This window comes from Vibrio sp. YT-15 (genome assembly GCF_033337445.1).
GTDB classification, from domain to species: Bacteria; Pseudomonadota; Gammaproteobacteria; order Enterobacterales; family Vibrionaceae; genus Vibrio; species Vibrio alginolyticus.
The window spans coordinates 419,648-434,126 of sequence record NZ_JAWOQR010000003.1; the positions used below are offsets into that span (position 1 = coordinate 419,648).

Here is a 14,479-nt window from a genome sequence, read left to right on the forward strand (position 1 = left end):
ATCTCCTATAAATAGCGCTGTTTTGGGGTGAAGCCCAAGCATACTTTGGCTATGTAGCAATTACGTCATAATGTTATTAATCAATAAATCTAGCACATAGCCAAAATACTAAGCGTAAGGGTTTCCCTCGGTTACGTTTAGGATGCTCTGGGTGAAAACATGATGATTGACATGCCAAGCATAGCGACAGAAACCCCCACTATGTCCCAGAGCGTTGGTCGAACGCCGTCGATACACCACAACCATAGAATTGCGACAAAAATATAGACACCACCGTAAGCGGCATAAACTCTGCCAGTTGCGGTAGGATGTAAAGATAGAAGCCAAGCAAACATAGCAAGGCATAGCGCTGCTGGTACCAAAAGCCAAACTGACTTATCTTCCTTTAACCAGAGATAAGGTAAGTAGCAGCCTAATATTTCTGCAATGGCGGTTATAAAGAAAAGCCCAATGGTTTTGACTTCAGTCACTTAAACATTCCTATCTTTCTCTACAAATATATGATGCTTGTTAAATGGGCAATTGCTCGGCTCATTACATTTCGCCCAGCTTAATCTTGGATTGAGCCTCACTCACGGTTTGTTTACCGAATAACAAATCCATCATCGAAATGATTCGTTTGTTGTCTTTACCCCATTTATCTGGATTCGCGCTGTTTGGTGCTTTAAATTCAACTTGTCCTACTTTTTCGTTATTTTTGTAGGCTTTAATCTGAGCATCAGCGATAAATGTTCTAAAATCCCAGCTCCAGCGTGATACGTAAGTAAGTGTCAGCTCAGAGCTAACAGGAGGCGTGCCATCGCTTACGACTGTGCATTTATGGGCGGTATCCAAACACCAGTCTTGCATCGAATCTAAGAAAACATCTCGCGTGGCGTTGTCTTTTACGATGGTGATTTCCTTGCTCTGATTTTCTTTCGAGATTGTTTCTACAGTATACTTTGGTGCCGCACATGCAGCTAATAGAATAGGCAAGCTTAGAATGATGAGTTTTTTGTGCATCTTATGTCTCTTTATTTAAATTTATATATTCAAACAACTTCAAGATACTGAGTTCAACGAGAATAACTAACAAGCATGGCAACTGTTATTAACAAAACCTTTAGAGTAGAAGGGTTTGTTTCGGGAGTATGCCAATGTCTCGAAGCAAATAATTAGTAAGAGATTGCTATTGCGTTATGTTAACTCTTGAACTTATGTCCGTATCAATGTCCAGAATTCTTCGCATTGAAGTTTTTTGAAGTGCAATTCTAACGGAATTTTAAATTGCTGCATAATGCTCAATTAAGAGGAATAGGGGAGCTTATCGTTAAACATAACGTGTAGTGCTGTAAATTCGTCCCTAAGACTAAGCTAAAAGGGCCTAATGTTTTAAAATAGCTTCTTGTCTATTCTGTTGTGTGAGTTTTCAATGTTGTCTCATACTAGCCACTTAAAAGAGCGCTGTAAGAACTCGTCTGCATTATCAAGGACGATTTCGCCGTGAGCCATAACCAATATATTAGGTTTCCAAGACAGCAATTTATTTAAGTGTTTTCGAGCCTCTTGTTTGCTAAACATAAAACTTAGGCGCCAATCCAAAGGCATTTTTCCATTCGGAGCAAGAATACCGGCCCCTTTAGCCACAAACCGCTGCCAGTAGTTAAAGTTCTGGCCAGAAAAATTCTCGACGAGGTCAGTAACAATTAAGGTCTTTGAAAGTCGATGATAAAACACACACTCTTCCATTAATGGAGAGCCAGAAAATAGTTCTTGTTCAATCTCAGAGTTCCAAGTATTACCGCCTTGGTTAAGTGAAGCGTGAAAGTGTATATCACGGCACTTCTTAATGACTTCATTTGTGCCATAAACTTCTGCGCTAGGATAGGCAGATACCCATTCAGATAAGAACAAGTGGTGTAAATGATTAGGAGCGATTAAGTATTTCACTTGGCCTAGATTGTTGATTTGCTCTCTAATCGAATTTGATAACTTAATTGGACTATGAATCCAAAGGCCACCATCAGAAAGCCTAACAATAGTCATACGAGTGGTGTATGGGAGTCCTAAGAATTGGACGGGATCTCCGTCAAATATCCATATCTCATGGGCTAACTTTTTCATGTCTCTCCAACCGTTAACACTGTATTAAGGCGGCATTTAAGTTACTCAAAAGCTGCCTTGTTGCACAATAAACGCTTCGCTAAGCGTAAACCAAAAATATTAGGTTTACCAAACCCTTATTGAGTGCAGCTGTACATCTTTGAGTATTTTTATACTGAACGCGCGTAAAGTAGTTTTAAGAGGATCATTTGACTTGATAGAACAAAACCCCGCTATTTTTGAGCAGGGTTTTGCAATTAGATAAAGGGGCTAACCGATGATGAAGAAGAAAATCGCGGTTGCAACAATACCAATCAACGCATAAGGAAACTGTGTGGTTGCGTGTTGCATTGCTGTACAGCCTGAACCTTGTGCAGATAACACGGTTGAGTCACTAAAGAAACAAGAGTGGCTCCCTGCCGCTGATGCTGAAAGCAGCGCTGCAACGGTTAAGTGTAGAGGCACACCAAGCTGTTCGCCCAAAGGTAGAACAATTGGCATCGCTACTGCAAACGTTCCCCAAGACGATGCCGTTGCAAATACCAACGCGCCCGTAATCATAAAGATAATCGCAGGGAAGTAAGACGCTGACAGGTAAGGGCTGACGGTCTCAATGACATACTGCGTGACGCCCAATGAGTCGTTGACCGATTTCAACATGAAACCACCAATAACGGTCGCAAGCGGCAGTAGCATAACTTTAATGCCATCATAAACAGCTTCGAACATGTCGTTCATCGAGATCAGTTTTTGTGCGCCGTAAAAGCTAATAGTAAAGATTAACGCGACGAAAACACCAGCAAGTAGATCGATACCAAAATACCAACTTGCGGCAACAAGTACGATCATTGGTAACAAGAAGTTGACAAGGCCCATGGTTGGGTTGGTATGTGCAGATACATCGGGACCAAAGTCGACATCTGTTGCACCGTCTGGACGAACTTGACCATTCTTCGCACGCTTTTCTGCCTTTTTCATCGCACCTAGATCTGGGATCTTTTCCATTGCAACCAGCAAAACAATCACCAGCGTTACCCAGCCGTAAGCCATGTATGGAATAGCTTCAATGTATGCTTTGATACCATCTCCCGCTTCTGCTACTCCGTTTGCTTCTAGCAACGAACTGAAGAAAATTGCCCAAGTGGAAATCGGTACGAGGATACAGATAGGCGCGGCGGTTGAATCCACAAGATATGAGAGCTTTTCACGCGAGATTTGGTAGCCGTCCGTAACTTTTTTCATTGAGGAAGAAATTGCAATCGCATTCAAATAATCGTCGATAAAGATCAGAATACCTAAAGCAAAGGTCATCAGCATCGATTGCTTACGGCTTTTTACTTTCGTGACTAGCATGTCGGAGAAGCTTAAGATACTGCCGCCTTTCTCCAAAATAGCAATTAGGCCGCCCATCAAACCACAAACTAGGATGATCCAGGCAATAGTTTCATCCATCATTACACTCATGGAAATATCAACAATCTGTTCCACCGCTTCAGTTGGGTTAAGCAGAAGAACACCGGCAATAGCGCCGCTAAAGAGGGCTTCCACAGTTCGGTGTGTTGTCAGCGCAAAGACCAATACCAACGCCGTTGGTAAAAGACTCATCCATCCGTAGGCTTCGCCTTCCTCATGGTTCAAACCGATTGTGGTAAAAAAGACAAACGTCGCAACCGAGATTAAAGAAACAATAATGTGTTGAGAGTTGATTTTAAGAGGCGCATCCAGCGCCTTGGTCTGCGTAGTCATAAAGTTCATTTCCTTTGTTTATGCCGAGTGCAACATCCAGTCGATTTCCAATGGAGTAATCGCTCGCTCAAATTCTGCGAGTTCACTCTGTTTGCAAGCTAGATACAAATCGATAAAATCTCTTGAGATGTATTGAGCTAGCTCACTGTGCTCCAGTCGCTCTAGAGCTTCTGACATACGCAGAGGTAACTCAATTGCATCATCACTGAGAGTCGGTGGACATTGATCTTTGGTGTAGCTTTCACTCGCTAATACTGCGGAAAGTACTACTGCAGCGAGAATGTATGGGTTAACGTCAGCGCCTGCTATACGATGCTCTATACGGCGATTTTTGCTATCGCTGATAGGCACACGCAACGCAACACCGCGGTGGTTTTCTCCCCAATCGGCTTTGGTCGGGACGTAAGCGCCAGGAACAAAGCGACGGTAAGAGTTAACGTTAGGACAGATTAGGGCCATGGCATCGGATGTTTGTGACAGCATCGCTGCCATGGTTTGATAGAAGAAGGCGCTCGCTTGACCGTCTGGCTGGCTAAAGTGGTTGTTACCATCTGTATCAACCAAGCTGAGGTGAATGTGCATGCCATTACCCGCTTGCTCACTAAAAGGTTTCGCCATAAATGTGGCGTCAAATCCGTGCTGATGAGCGACTTGGCGAATCAAGCGTTTTGCGATGATGATTTCATCACATGCTCGAAGTACATCTTTAGAATGGTTGAAGTTGATTTCGAACTGCCCTGGTGCCGATTCAGATAGGGCTCCGGAAGTGTTTAAACCTTGTTCTAATGCAATTCGATTAAGGTCGGCCAAGAAATCCGCGTAGTCATCTAGTCCATCAAGGTCGTAAACCTCGGTATCTTTTTCTCGAGTTTTTTTCGTGGGGTTAATTGCCGTTAATGGTTCGCCATTTTCGCCGCGGGTTTTGTCTATTAAATAGAACTCCAGCTCGAGCGCGACACAAGGATATTGGTCTTTAGCATGCAGTGTTTGCAATATAGAAGCGAGAATGTTTCGGATGAACAGTGGGTTAGGGTGCTGCCCGGTTTCATCCATCATACTAAGCAGTAGCTGACCAACTTGTTCTTTTGCCGTCGGCATTAAGGTGCCGCTGATTGGATAGCAGAGATTATCTGGCTCTCCGAGATCTTCTCCCAACCCGGCCGTTTCAACGACGTTACCTTTGGTATCTAGGGTGATGGTCGAAAGGGGGAGGGCAACACCTTTATTCAGTTTTTCTAGAGCATCTATCGGGATGCGTTTTCCTCTTGGGGTGGCATTTATATCGGTAAAGATGAGATCGATAAATTCAATATCGGGCCATTTTTGTTTAAAATTTTGTACTTCCTGTAGATACGATTCCATTTTCTTCTCCAAATAGCCTGACGAGTAGAAATTAGAAATAACCAAATTAACAAATAAGTTACAGCACTCTGAACGAGTTGTTTGTTTTTCAGGTTATTTTTAATTTAAACATGCACTTACACTGTGCTTTTGATGTTTAACGGCTGGTTTTTATGTCTTTCTGTTAACTATTTTGTAACAGTTGGTTTTGTTTTGTTCAATATAATGAGCATAAATATTCAGTTTTGAAGCCTAAAAAGTGCGTCAGATCACGTTGTGACGATAATAATGGTCATCTGTGTTGATAATTTTGTACATGGTTTGTAGGGTTTGTGTTAAATAAATTGAACATGGACATATCATGGCAGATACACACAAACCCATCATTGGTGTGGTTAGCTGCGCTAAAGAGTTGGGTGGCTATCAGATACAAGCGGTCAACGACTTTTACCTTCGCGCCATAAAGGATTTTGGAGGACTACCGATTATGTTGGCTCCCGACATGTCGGGCGATGACGTAACCACCATCCTAGACATATGTGATGGTTTTCTTTTTCCTGGCAGCCACTCTAACGTTGCGCCACATCGATACAATGCAACGCACGAAGAGAGCTACAAAGATGAAGCTCGTGATGAGCTCTCATTCACGTTAATTCGTCATGCGGTTGACCAAAACATTCCGTGCCTTGGTATTTGCCGCGGCTTTCAAGAGATGAATGTCGCACTCGGTGGCTCGTTAAACCCAGCCGTTCATGACTCCGGCTTCAATGACCATCGTGAAGCGCCTGTTGAAGATTTCGAACAAAAATACGCGCCAGCACACGCTGTGCTAGTTCAAAAGCAGAGCTTATTTGAACAATGGCTGGTGCAAAATCATTGGGAAAATACCACCTTCTTTGAAGTGAACACACTACACAACCAAGGCGTCGATCAGCTTGCTCCTCTATTACAAGTAGAAGCTAAAGCCCCGGATGGCTTGGTAGAAGCATTTAGTCTTCCTAATCAAAAATTTTTCGTTGGCGTGCAGTGGCACCCAGAATGGGAAGCAAAAACCAATCATTTCTCTCAAATTTTGTTCAATGAATTTATGATGGCTACCTCTCGTTAAACGTTTGGAGCTGTATGAATGGACAATCAAGAGATTGGTAAAAATATTGTTCAGTTACGAAAAAAACATGGATTGTCACAAAGGGAACTAGCCGAGCGCGCTGGTATTACCCACAGTGCAATCTCATCCATTGAAAATGGCAAAGTGAGCCCGTCGGTCAGCTCACTACAAAAAATCGTTAATGTATTTTCTTTATCGTTATCAGAGTTTTTCACTTTTGAACAACCTTCGAACGATGAAGTGAAAGTAGTCATCAAGCCGTCAGATCTTGTGGAAATCGGGAGCGAGACGGTGTCCATGAAACTGGTAACGAATGGCGACAAAGATCAAGTCATCGGATTCTTGATCGAGGAATACGCACCTTATGGAACCACTGGTGCGGCAGAAATCAAACACGAAGGCGAAGAGATTGGCACCGTATTAGAGGGTGAAATCACTCTGGAATATAAAGGGCAATCTCATGTCATAACAGCGGGCGAGTCGTACATTATTGATACGACGAAGCCCCATCGATTTACAAATCACACAGACAAGGCTTGTCGAATGATAAGTGCGCATACGCCAACCACATTTTAGTGGGGGCTTGCCTTGTGTGATCACAAGGAGAGCGTATGAAAACCCAAGAGCAATGGATTGAACTAAAAAACAATCTAAACATCGAAAACAGGGCGTACATTAACGGTGAATACAGTGCCGCTTTAACAGGGCAAACCATCCCGGTAGTTAACCCAGCAACAGATGAGATATTCACCGAAATCGCCCGTTGCCAAAATGAAGATGTTGATCTCGCGGTTTCATACGCTCGCCAAGCATTTCAATCCGGTCAGTGGAGCGAGAGCAGCCCAGCTCATCGCAAAGCAGTGCTTAAACAGTTTGCTGACTTGATTGATCAACACCAAGAAGAATTGGCTCTGCTAGAAACGCTTGATACCGGTAAGCCTATCTCTCACAGCTTCTCTACCGATATTCCTGGCGCGGCGAGTGCATTACGCTGGTACGCAGAAGCAATCGACAAAGTATACGGCGAAGTTGCCCCAACCGAAAAAGATGTACACGCTTTTATTTCTCATCAACCAATTGGTGTGGTTGCTGCGGTTGTACCGTGGAACTTCCCCCTTTGGCTTGCGTGCTGGAAGCTTGGTCCTGCTTTAGCCGCTGGTAACAGCGTGATTCTAAAACCGTCAGAAAAATCTTCTCTCACCGCGATATTTCTAGGTCAACTTGCTTCTCGAGCGGGCTTACCAACAGGCGTTTTCCAAGTCATTACGGGTTTTGGTCATGAAGCTGGCGACGCGCTGGCGAAACACCAAGACGTAGACTGCATCGCCTTCACAGGCTCGACGCGCATTGCAGGCCAACTGATGGTCAGATCGGGTGAGAGCAACCTAAAGCGCGTGTTTGCAGAAGCGGGCGGCAAGAACGCGAACATCGTGTTTGAAGATTGTGATGATTTAGACCGCGCAGCAGCAGAAACCGCCGCAGGGTGTTTCTACAACCAAGGTGAGGTGTGCGTCGCGGCAACCCGCCTGCTTGTTCACGAAAGCATCAAAGATCAGTTCTTAGAAAAAGTTATTCAAGCGTCGAAAGCGTTCACGCCAAAAGACCCAATGGACCCAAGTTCATCCATGGGAGCGCTTATCGATCAAGATCATAAATCAAAAGTGTTGGAATACATCTCGTTAGGTGAATCAGAAGGTGCAAACGTACGTTGTGGCGGCGATGTCGATGGGCAAGGTGCATTTGTTTCCCCAACCATTTTAGACAACGTCGACAACAAGATGCGTGTCGCTCAGGAGGAAATTTTTGGTCCGGTGCTGTGTGTCATTCCATTCAAAGACGAAGCGCAAGCAATTGAGATCGCTAACGATTCGAAGTACGGCTTAGGTGCTGCACTTTGGAGCAGCAATATCAACCGCGTTCATCGCGTAGCAAAACGACTGCAAGCCGGCTCGGTTTGGGTCAACAACTACAACGAAGGTGATATGACGGTCCCATTTGGCGGATTCAAAATGAGCGGAAATGGTCGAGACAAGTCTCTCCACGCGATTGAAAAATTCACCGAAACCAAAACCACTTGGATTCGCCTCCATCCTTAAGCCTGCTGACGATTACGATAAATAAAGGAATAGTTCTATGAACAAGCATACGGATTCGTTCTACGCGCACTCTGTGCCAAACATGCCGGAATACCCACAGTTGCAAAACGACATCGAGTGCGATGTGTGTGTAGTCGGTGCGGGATTTTCTGGTCTTTCTTCTGCACTACACCTTGCAGAAAAAGGTTTTAAAGTCGTTGTGCTAGAAAGCGCAAAAGTGGGCTTTGGAGCAACTGGTCGTAACGGTGGTCAAATCGTTAACAGCTACAGCCGAGATGTTGACGTGATTGAAAGCCGTTACGACCAAAACCAAGCCAAAGCTCTGTGCGATATGATTTTTGAAGGCGGCGATATCATCCGTGGTCTGATCGACAAATACGACATCAACTGTGATTACAAGCAAGGCGGCTTGTTCACGGCACTGAACAGTAAACAACTCAAAGGGCTAGAAGAACATAAGAAGAACTGGGAGCGTTACGGCAACGACCAACTGACTCTGCTTGACGCAGGAGAGGTAGAACAAGCGGTAGGTACGAAAGTGTACACTGGCGGTTTGCTGGATATGCGCGGTGGTCACATTCATCCGCTAAAACTGGCATTAGGTGAAGCCGCTGCGTTTACGTCTCTAGGTGGTCAAATCTTTGAGCAGTCGGCGGTCGTGTCGATTGACAAAGGGATTAACCCAGTAGTGAAAACGGCGAAAGGCAGCGTGAAGAGCAAGTACGTGGTACTGGCAGGTAACGCCTACCTTGGTGGTTTGGCACCTAACATCAGCAACAAAGCGATTCCGTGTGGCACACAAGTGGTGGCGACTCAGCCTTTGAGTGATGAGCAGCTAAAACAAGTGCTGACCAGTGACTACTGCGTTGAAGACTGTAACTACTTGCTTGATTACTTCCGCTTAACCGCCGACAAGCGTTTGTTGTTCGGAGGTGGCGTGGTTTACGGCGCACGTGACCCAGAAAACATTGAAGCATTGATTCGTCCGAAGATGGAGAAAGTCTTCCCACAATTGAAAGGCATCAAGATTGATTACACTTGGACAGGTAACTTCTTGCTGACTTACTCACGCATGCCGCAATTTGGCTCGTTTGCAGACAACATTTACTACCTACAAGGCTACAGCGGTCACGGTGTAACGTGTACTCACCTAGCAGGTAAGTTGCTGGCCGAAGCTCTGACCGGACACGCTGAACGTTTCGACGCGTTTGCTGCACTGAAACATTACTCCTTCCCGGGTGGCCGCCACTTCCAAATTCCGTTTACGGCAATGGGCGCGGCTTACTACAACCTACGTGACAAACTGGCGATTTAAGAGATAAGGAATATCCAATGAGCAAAGTGGTGAAATTTGCAGCCCTTCAACTGACGAAAAGCTGGGATCTGGAAGATAACCTAGCCAAAGCAAAAAAGGCGATTCGTGAAGCAGCACAAAACGGTGCGAACGTGATTCTTCCGCAAGAGCTGTTCGCTGCGCCTTACTTCTGCAAAAAACAAGAAGCGAAGTATTTCGAGCTTGCAGAAGAAACGGAGAATTGTCGTCTTATTAAAGAGATGAGTGCGTTGGCTAAAGAGCTCGGCGTGGTGATTCCTGTCAGCTACTTTGAAAAAGCGGGCAATACGTTTTTTAACTCGCTAGTAATGATAGATGCCGATGGCACGGTACTAGATAACTACCGCAAGTCACACATTCCTGACGGCCCGGGCTACAGCGAGAAGTACTACTTTAGCCCTGGCGATACCGGTTTCAAAGTGTGGCAAACCAAGTTCGGTAAGTTCGGTGCTGGCATTTGCTGGGACCAATGGTTTCCAGAGCTTGCACGCAGCTTGGCTCTGCACGGCGCGGAAGCGATTTTTTACCCAACTGCAATCGGTTCTGAGCCTCAAGATCCGACACTGGATTCACGTGACCACTGGCAACGTACAATGCAAGGTCACTCGGCAGCAAACCTCGTTCCAGTGATTGCGTCAAACCGAGTGGGCACTGAAGTCGATGATGGTATCGAGACGACGTTCTACGGCTCTTCTTTTATCACTGACCACACTGGTGCAAAAATTGCCGAAGCACCGCGTCAAGGTGAAACCATCATTTACGCAGAAATCGACCTAGCTACGACAGCGAAAGCGCGTCACGCGTGGGGCTTGTTCCGCGACCGTCGTCCAGACCTTTACACCAGCGTTGGCAAACTAGCCGTTTAAAGAGGCGTTAAAATGAAGTTATCGACAACACCAGCGCAAGATGGCTTCTATTTTCCGGCTGAGTTTCAGCCGGTTAGTGAAGTTTGGCTAGCGTGGCCAGAAAGGAAAGACAACTGGCGTGATGACGCATTACCCGCGCAAGAAACCTTTGCCAGAATCGCGAACTTAATCGCGGATGTGACCAAGGTGTGCGTGGCGGTATGCTCGCACAACTTTGACCGAGCGCGTCAAATGCTTCACTCAGATGTACGTTTGGTGGAAATCCCATTTAACGATGCGTGGATGCGAGACATCGGGCCGACCGTGCTTGTTAACCAAGCGGGCGAGCGCCGTGGGATTAGTTGGCAATTCAACGCGTGGGGCGGCGAATACAACGGCCTTTACGACAACTGGCAGCAGGACGACCTTGTAGCTGGCTCGGTGTGCGACATCATCGGTATTGATTATTACCGTGCTCCGTTTGTACTTGAAGGTGGGGCGATTCACACCGATGGTGATGGCACGCTTTACACCACAGAAGAGTGCTTACTCAGCCCAGGACGTAATCCGCAGTTGAGCAAAGCGCAAATCGAAGAGCAGTTAAAGGCCTACCTCGGTATCGAAAAAGTCATTTGGTTGCCAAATGGTTTATTCAATGACGAAACAGACGGCCATATCGACAACCTGATGCACGTTATCGCACCGGGTAAAGTGGTACTAAGTTGGACCGATGACCCAAGCGATCCGCAATACGCGTTATCTCGTCAAGCGGAACAAGTACTGAAATCTCAGCACGATGCGAGAGGGCGCGAGATTGAAATTGTCCGTTTGCCATTACCGGGTCCGTTGCATTACAGCGAGCGCGAAGCCAATGGCATTGACGCCAGTTCAGGAATGAGTCGACAAGCTGGCGAACGCCTAAGTGCCTCTTATGCCAACTTTCTTATCGTCAACGAGCATGTGTTCTTGCCGATGCTGGACGAAGAGACCGACGCTATGGCGATCGATATTTTGCAAAACGCGATGCCGGAATACCAAATCATCGCGATACCGTCGAGAGAGGTTCTACTCGGCGGAGGGAACATTCACTGTATTACGCAGCAGATCCCTGCTTAAACATAAACTCGCCGCTAGCTTAGCGGCGATGATGAGTTGTCAAAAGGAATGACCATGCAACAGATACAAAACCAAACCCTTGTTTCGTTTATGGTAGCGAATCCACAACAGGGCATTGCAGTGACTAATCCGGCGACCGGAGAACTCCTCGGGTACGCACCAGTCTCAACCGAAAACGACATTTTAAATGGCATTGAACGTGCCAGTGTGGCGCAGAAAGAGTGGGCGGCACTGCCAGCAAAAATGCGTGCTGGCATGCTCAATCGTTGGTTCCAACTCCTGTTAGAAAACAAAGCCGACCTTGGCCGTTTGATGACGTTAGAGCAAGGTAAGCCGCTAGCGGAAGCTCAAGGTGAAGTGCTTTACGGTGCGAGCTTTATCGAATGGTTTGCTGAAGAAGCGAAACGTACCTACGGTGAGACGATTCCTGCCCCAAGTGCAAACAAGCGTTTGGTGACCATCAAACAGCCAATTGGTGTCGCCTGTGCGATTACACCGTGGAACTTCCCAATTGCGATGATCACGCGCAAAGCAGGGCCAGCTTTAGCGGCCGGTTGTAGCTTTGTCGTAAAACCATCTGAATCTACGCCGCTGTCTGCGTTTGCGGTCGCAGAGCTTGCCTATCAAGCGGGTATCCCTCGCGATGTGCTGCAAGTGGTTCTGGGTGAAAATTCACGTCAGGTAGGCGCTATTTTCACTTCGCATCCGTTGATTCGTAAGTTGTCTTTCACTGGCTCTACCCAAGTTGGTAGTGTGCTGATGCAGCAAAGCGCGGCGGACATTAAACGTACCTCAATGGAGCTCGGTGGCAACGCGCCGTTTATCGTATTCGATGATGCCGACATTGATGCAGCCGTGGCGGGTGCGATGGCGTCGAAGTTCCGTAACGCAGGCCAAACGTGTGTTTGTGCGAACCGTTTCTATGTACACAGCAAAGTGTATGACGAATTCGTTGCTAAGTTTGACGCTGCGGTTCAGCAGCTCAAAGTTGGTAACGGATTGGAAGAGGGGGTCAACATTGGTCCAGTGATCAGCGAGTCAGCGAAGCAAGGCATTCAAGCGTTGATCGATGGTGCTATCGAGCAAGGCGCGAAGCCGGTTTCAGAACTTAAAAAGCTCGATGGTCTATTTATGCAGCCAGTGGTTCTCAAAGACGTTACTCACGACATGAAGATTGTTTCCGAGGAAATCTTTGGCCCTGTCGCGCCAGTGATTCGTTTTGACAGCGACGAACAGCTGATCGAAATGGCGAACGACACCATCTACGGTCTCGCGTCGTACTTCTACAGCCAAAACATTCACCGTGTTTGGAAAATCGCAGAAGCGCTCGAATACGGCATGGTCGGCATTAACGAAGGTATGATCTCTACTGAAGTGGCTCCTTTCGGTGGTGTTAAGCAGTCCGGTATCGGACGTGAAGGAGCAAAACAAGGTATCGATGAATACATGGACGTGAAATATCTCTGCTTTGGCGGCAACTAATTAAGGACAAAACAATGACAAACCAACAACTACACGAAAGAAGAAGCCAAGTTATCGCTCAAGGCATGGGCGCACTGTACCCACTTTACGTCGAGAAAGCAGAAAACGCTTACGTATGGGATATCGAAGGCAACAAATACATCGACTTTGCAGCGGGTATCGCGGTGACTAACACCGGGCATTCTCACAAGCGCATTAGCGAAGCGGTAAAAGCTCAGTTGGATAACTTTTCGCACACCTGCGCGATGGTTACGCCGTACGCGTCATTCGTTGAGCTGGCTGAAAAGCTGACAGAACTTGCACCAGGTGAGACTAAGAAGAAAGCGATCTTTCTTACTACTGGCGCCGAGGCGGTCGAAAATGCCGTAAAAGTGGCACGCGCTCATACAGGCCGTAGCGGCGTGATAGCGTTTAAAGGCGGCTTTCATGGTCGCACAAACATGACTATGGGGTTAACTGGTAAAGTTGCGCCGTACAAAGCGGGCTTTGGTCCTTTCCCGAACGAAATCTACCACGCGCCGTACCCAAATGCGTTTCACGGCATCAGCGTTGAGCAAAGTTTACAAGCGATCGACGATCTATTTGCTTGTGATATTGAACCATCACGTGTTGCGGCGATCATCTTCGAGCCAGTACAAGGTGAGGGCGGCTTCTACAAAGCACCTGAAGCGTTTGCACAAGGCTTGCGTCAACTGTGTGACAAGCACGGTATCATGCTGATTGCGGATGAGATCCAAACGGGTTTTGCCCGTACCGGTAAAATGTTTGCGACGGAGTACCTAGGCATTGAACCCGATCTAATGACAATGGCGAAAGGCATTGCTGGTGGTTTCCCAATCTCAGCTGTTGTTGGTAAAGCGGATGTAATGGACTCCGCACTGCCTGGTGGTTTAGGTGGTACTTATGCAGGCTCGCCACTCGGTTGTGTTGCTGGTCTTGAAGTGCTGAAAATCATCGAAGAAGAAGATTTGTGTGCTAAAGCGATGGGCATCGGTGAAGTGGTCAATGCACGTATGACCAAACTGCAACAATCTGTGCCTGCTATTGGTGAAATCCGTACTACGGGTGCGATGATGGCGATTGAATTTACTGACCCAGAATCAGGTAAGCCGCTACAAGAGATGACCAAATCGGTGATTTCTAAAGCGCAAGAAAATGGTCTTATCCTGCTTTCTTGTGGGGTAAAAGCGAACGTGATTCGTCTGTTACCTCCACTGACCATCGAATCTGACGTGCTAAATGAAGGCCTAGATAAGTTGGAAAAAGTGATTCTTGAAGTGGCGTAATTCACGCACTTTTAAATAGCAATAACAAATAAAGGAAGCGGTTG

13 protein-coding genes are annotated in these 14,479 nt (G+C 46.5%); 8 read left to right on the plus strand and 5 right to left on the minus strand.

From position 1 onward, the window contains the following. Positions 1-137: 137 nt before the first annotated feature. From R7D93_RS08905 to R7D93_RS08925, 5 genes are all read right to left on the minus strand, one after another. Entirely contained in the window at positions 138-470 is a 333-nt protein-coding gene (locus R7D93_RS08905) for a YnfA family protein (protein WP_005377819.1), read from the minus strand. A gap of 64 nt (positions 471-534) precedes the next feature. Continuing rightward, a complete protein-coding gene (locus R7D93_RS08910; RefSeq protein WP_005385757.1) occupies positions 535-1,002 on the minus strand; it encodes an Sbal_3080 family lipoprotein in 468 nt (155 codons plus the stop codon). A 417-nt stretch (positions 1,003-1,419) separates the two neighbouring features. Continuing rightward, positions 1,420-2,103 (minus strand): DUF4336 domain-containing protein, encoded by a 684-nt coding sequence (locus R7D93_RS08915; protein WP_205390837.1) that lies wholly within the window; start codon positions 2,101-2,103, stop codon positions 1,420-1,422. A gap of 249 nt (positions 2,104-2,352) precedes the next feature. Then, positions 2,353-3,828: a Na+/H+ antiporter NhaC family protein gene (locus R7D93_RS08920; protein ID WP_005377816.1), complete on the minus strand. Its 1,476-nt coding sequence runs from the start codon at positions 3,826-3,828 to the stop codon at positions 2,353-2,355. Between the two features lie 18 nt (positions 3,829-3,846). Next, entirely contained in the window at positions 3,847-5,190 is a 1,344-nt protein-coding gene (locus R7D93_RS08925) for a glutamine synthetase family protein (protein WP_017820915.1), read from the minus strand. A 340-nt stretch (positions 5,191-5,530) separates the two neighbouring features. On the opposite strand from R7D93_RS08925, the gene R7D93_RS08930 reads away from it, so the two are divergent. The 8 genes from R7D93_RS08930 to gabT are packed head-to-tail and all read left to right on the plus strand — an operon-like array spanning position 5,531 to position 14,435. After that, positions 5,531-6,277 (plus strand): gamma-glutamyl-gamma-aminobutyrate hydrolase family protein, encoded by a 747-nt coding sequence (locus R7D93_RS08930; protein ID WP_005377814.1) that lies wholly within the window; start codon positions 5,531-5,533, stop codon positions 6,275-6,277. An 18-nt stretch (positions 6,278-6,295) separates the two neighbouring features. Further along, complete coding sequence (gene puuR / locus R7D93_RS08935) at positions 6,296-6,853, plus strand: HTH-type transcriptional regulator PuuR (protein ID WP_005377813.1); 558 nt, start codon at positions 6,296-6,298, stop codon at positions 6,851-6,853. A gap of 35 nt (positions 6,854-6,888) precedes the next feature. Next, complete coding sequence (locus tag R7D93_RS08940; RefSeq protein WP_170897120.1) at positions 6,889-8,373, plus strand: aldehyde dehydrogenase; 1,485 nt, start codon at positions 6,889-6,891, stop codon at positions 8,371-8,373. A 37-nt stretch (positions 8,374-8,410) separates the two neighbouring features. Further along, positions 8,411-9,688 (plus strand): NAD(P)/FAD-dependent oxidoreductase, encoded by a 1,278-nt coding sequence (locus tag R7D93_RS08945; RefSeq protein WP_005377810.1) that lies wholly within the window; start codon positions 8,411-8,413, stop codon positions 9,686-9,688. Between the two features lie 17 nt (positions 9,689-9,705). Continuing rightward, positions 9,706-10,572 carry an N-carbamoylputrescine amidase gene (aguB, locus tag R7D93_RS08950; RefSeq protein WP_047100674.1) on the plus strand — a complete coding sequence of 289 codons (867 nt, stop codon included), beginning with the start codon at positions 9,706-9,708 and terminating at the stop codon, positions 10,570-10,572. 12 nt (positions 10,573-10,584) lie between these two features. Beyond that, positions 10,585-11,667, plus strand: a complete 1,083-nt coding sequence (gene aguA, locus R7D93_RS08955) for an agmatine deiminase (protein ID WP_225495595.1) — start codon at positions 10,585-10,587, stop codon at positions 11,665-11,667. Between the two features lie 54 nt (positions 11,668-11,721). Further along, positions 11,722-13,149, plus strand: a complete 1,428-nt coding sequence (locus R7D93_RS08960) for an NAD-dependent succinate-semialdehyde dehydrogenase (protein ID WP_225495597.1) — start codon at positions 11,722-11,724, stop codon at positions 13,147-13,149. A 14-nt stretch (positions 13,150-13,163) separates the two neighbouring features. Further along, positions 13,164-14,435 (plus strand): 4-aminobutyrate--2-oxoglutarate transaminase, encoded by a 1,272-nt coding sequence (gabT, locus tag R7D93_RS08965; RefSeq protein ID WP_206957281.1) that lies wholly within the window; start codon positions 13,164-13,166, stop codon positions 14,433-14,435. Positions 14,436-14,479: the final 44 nt, after the last annotated feature.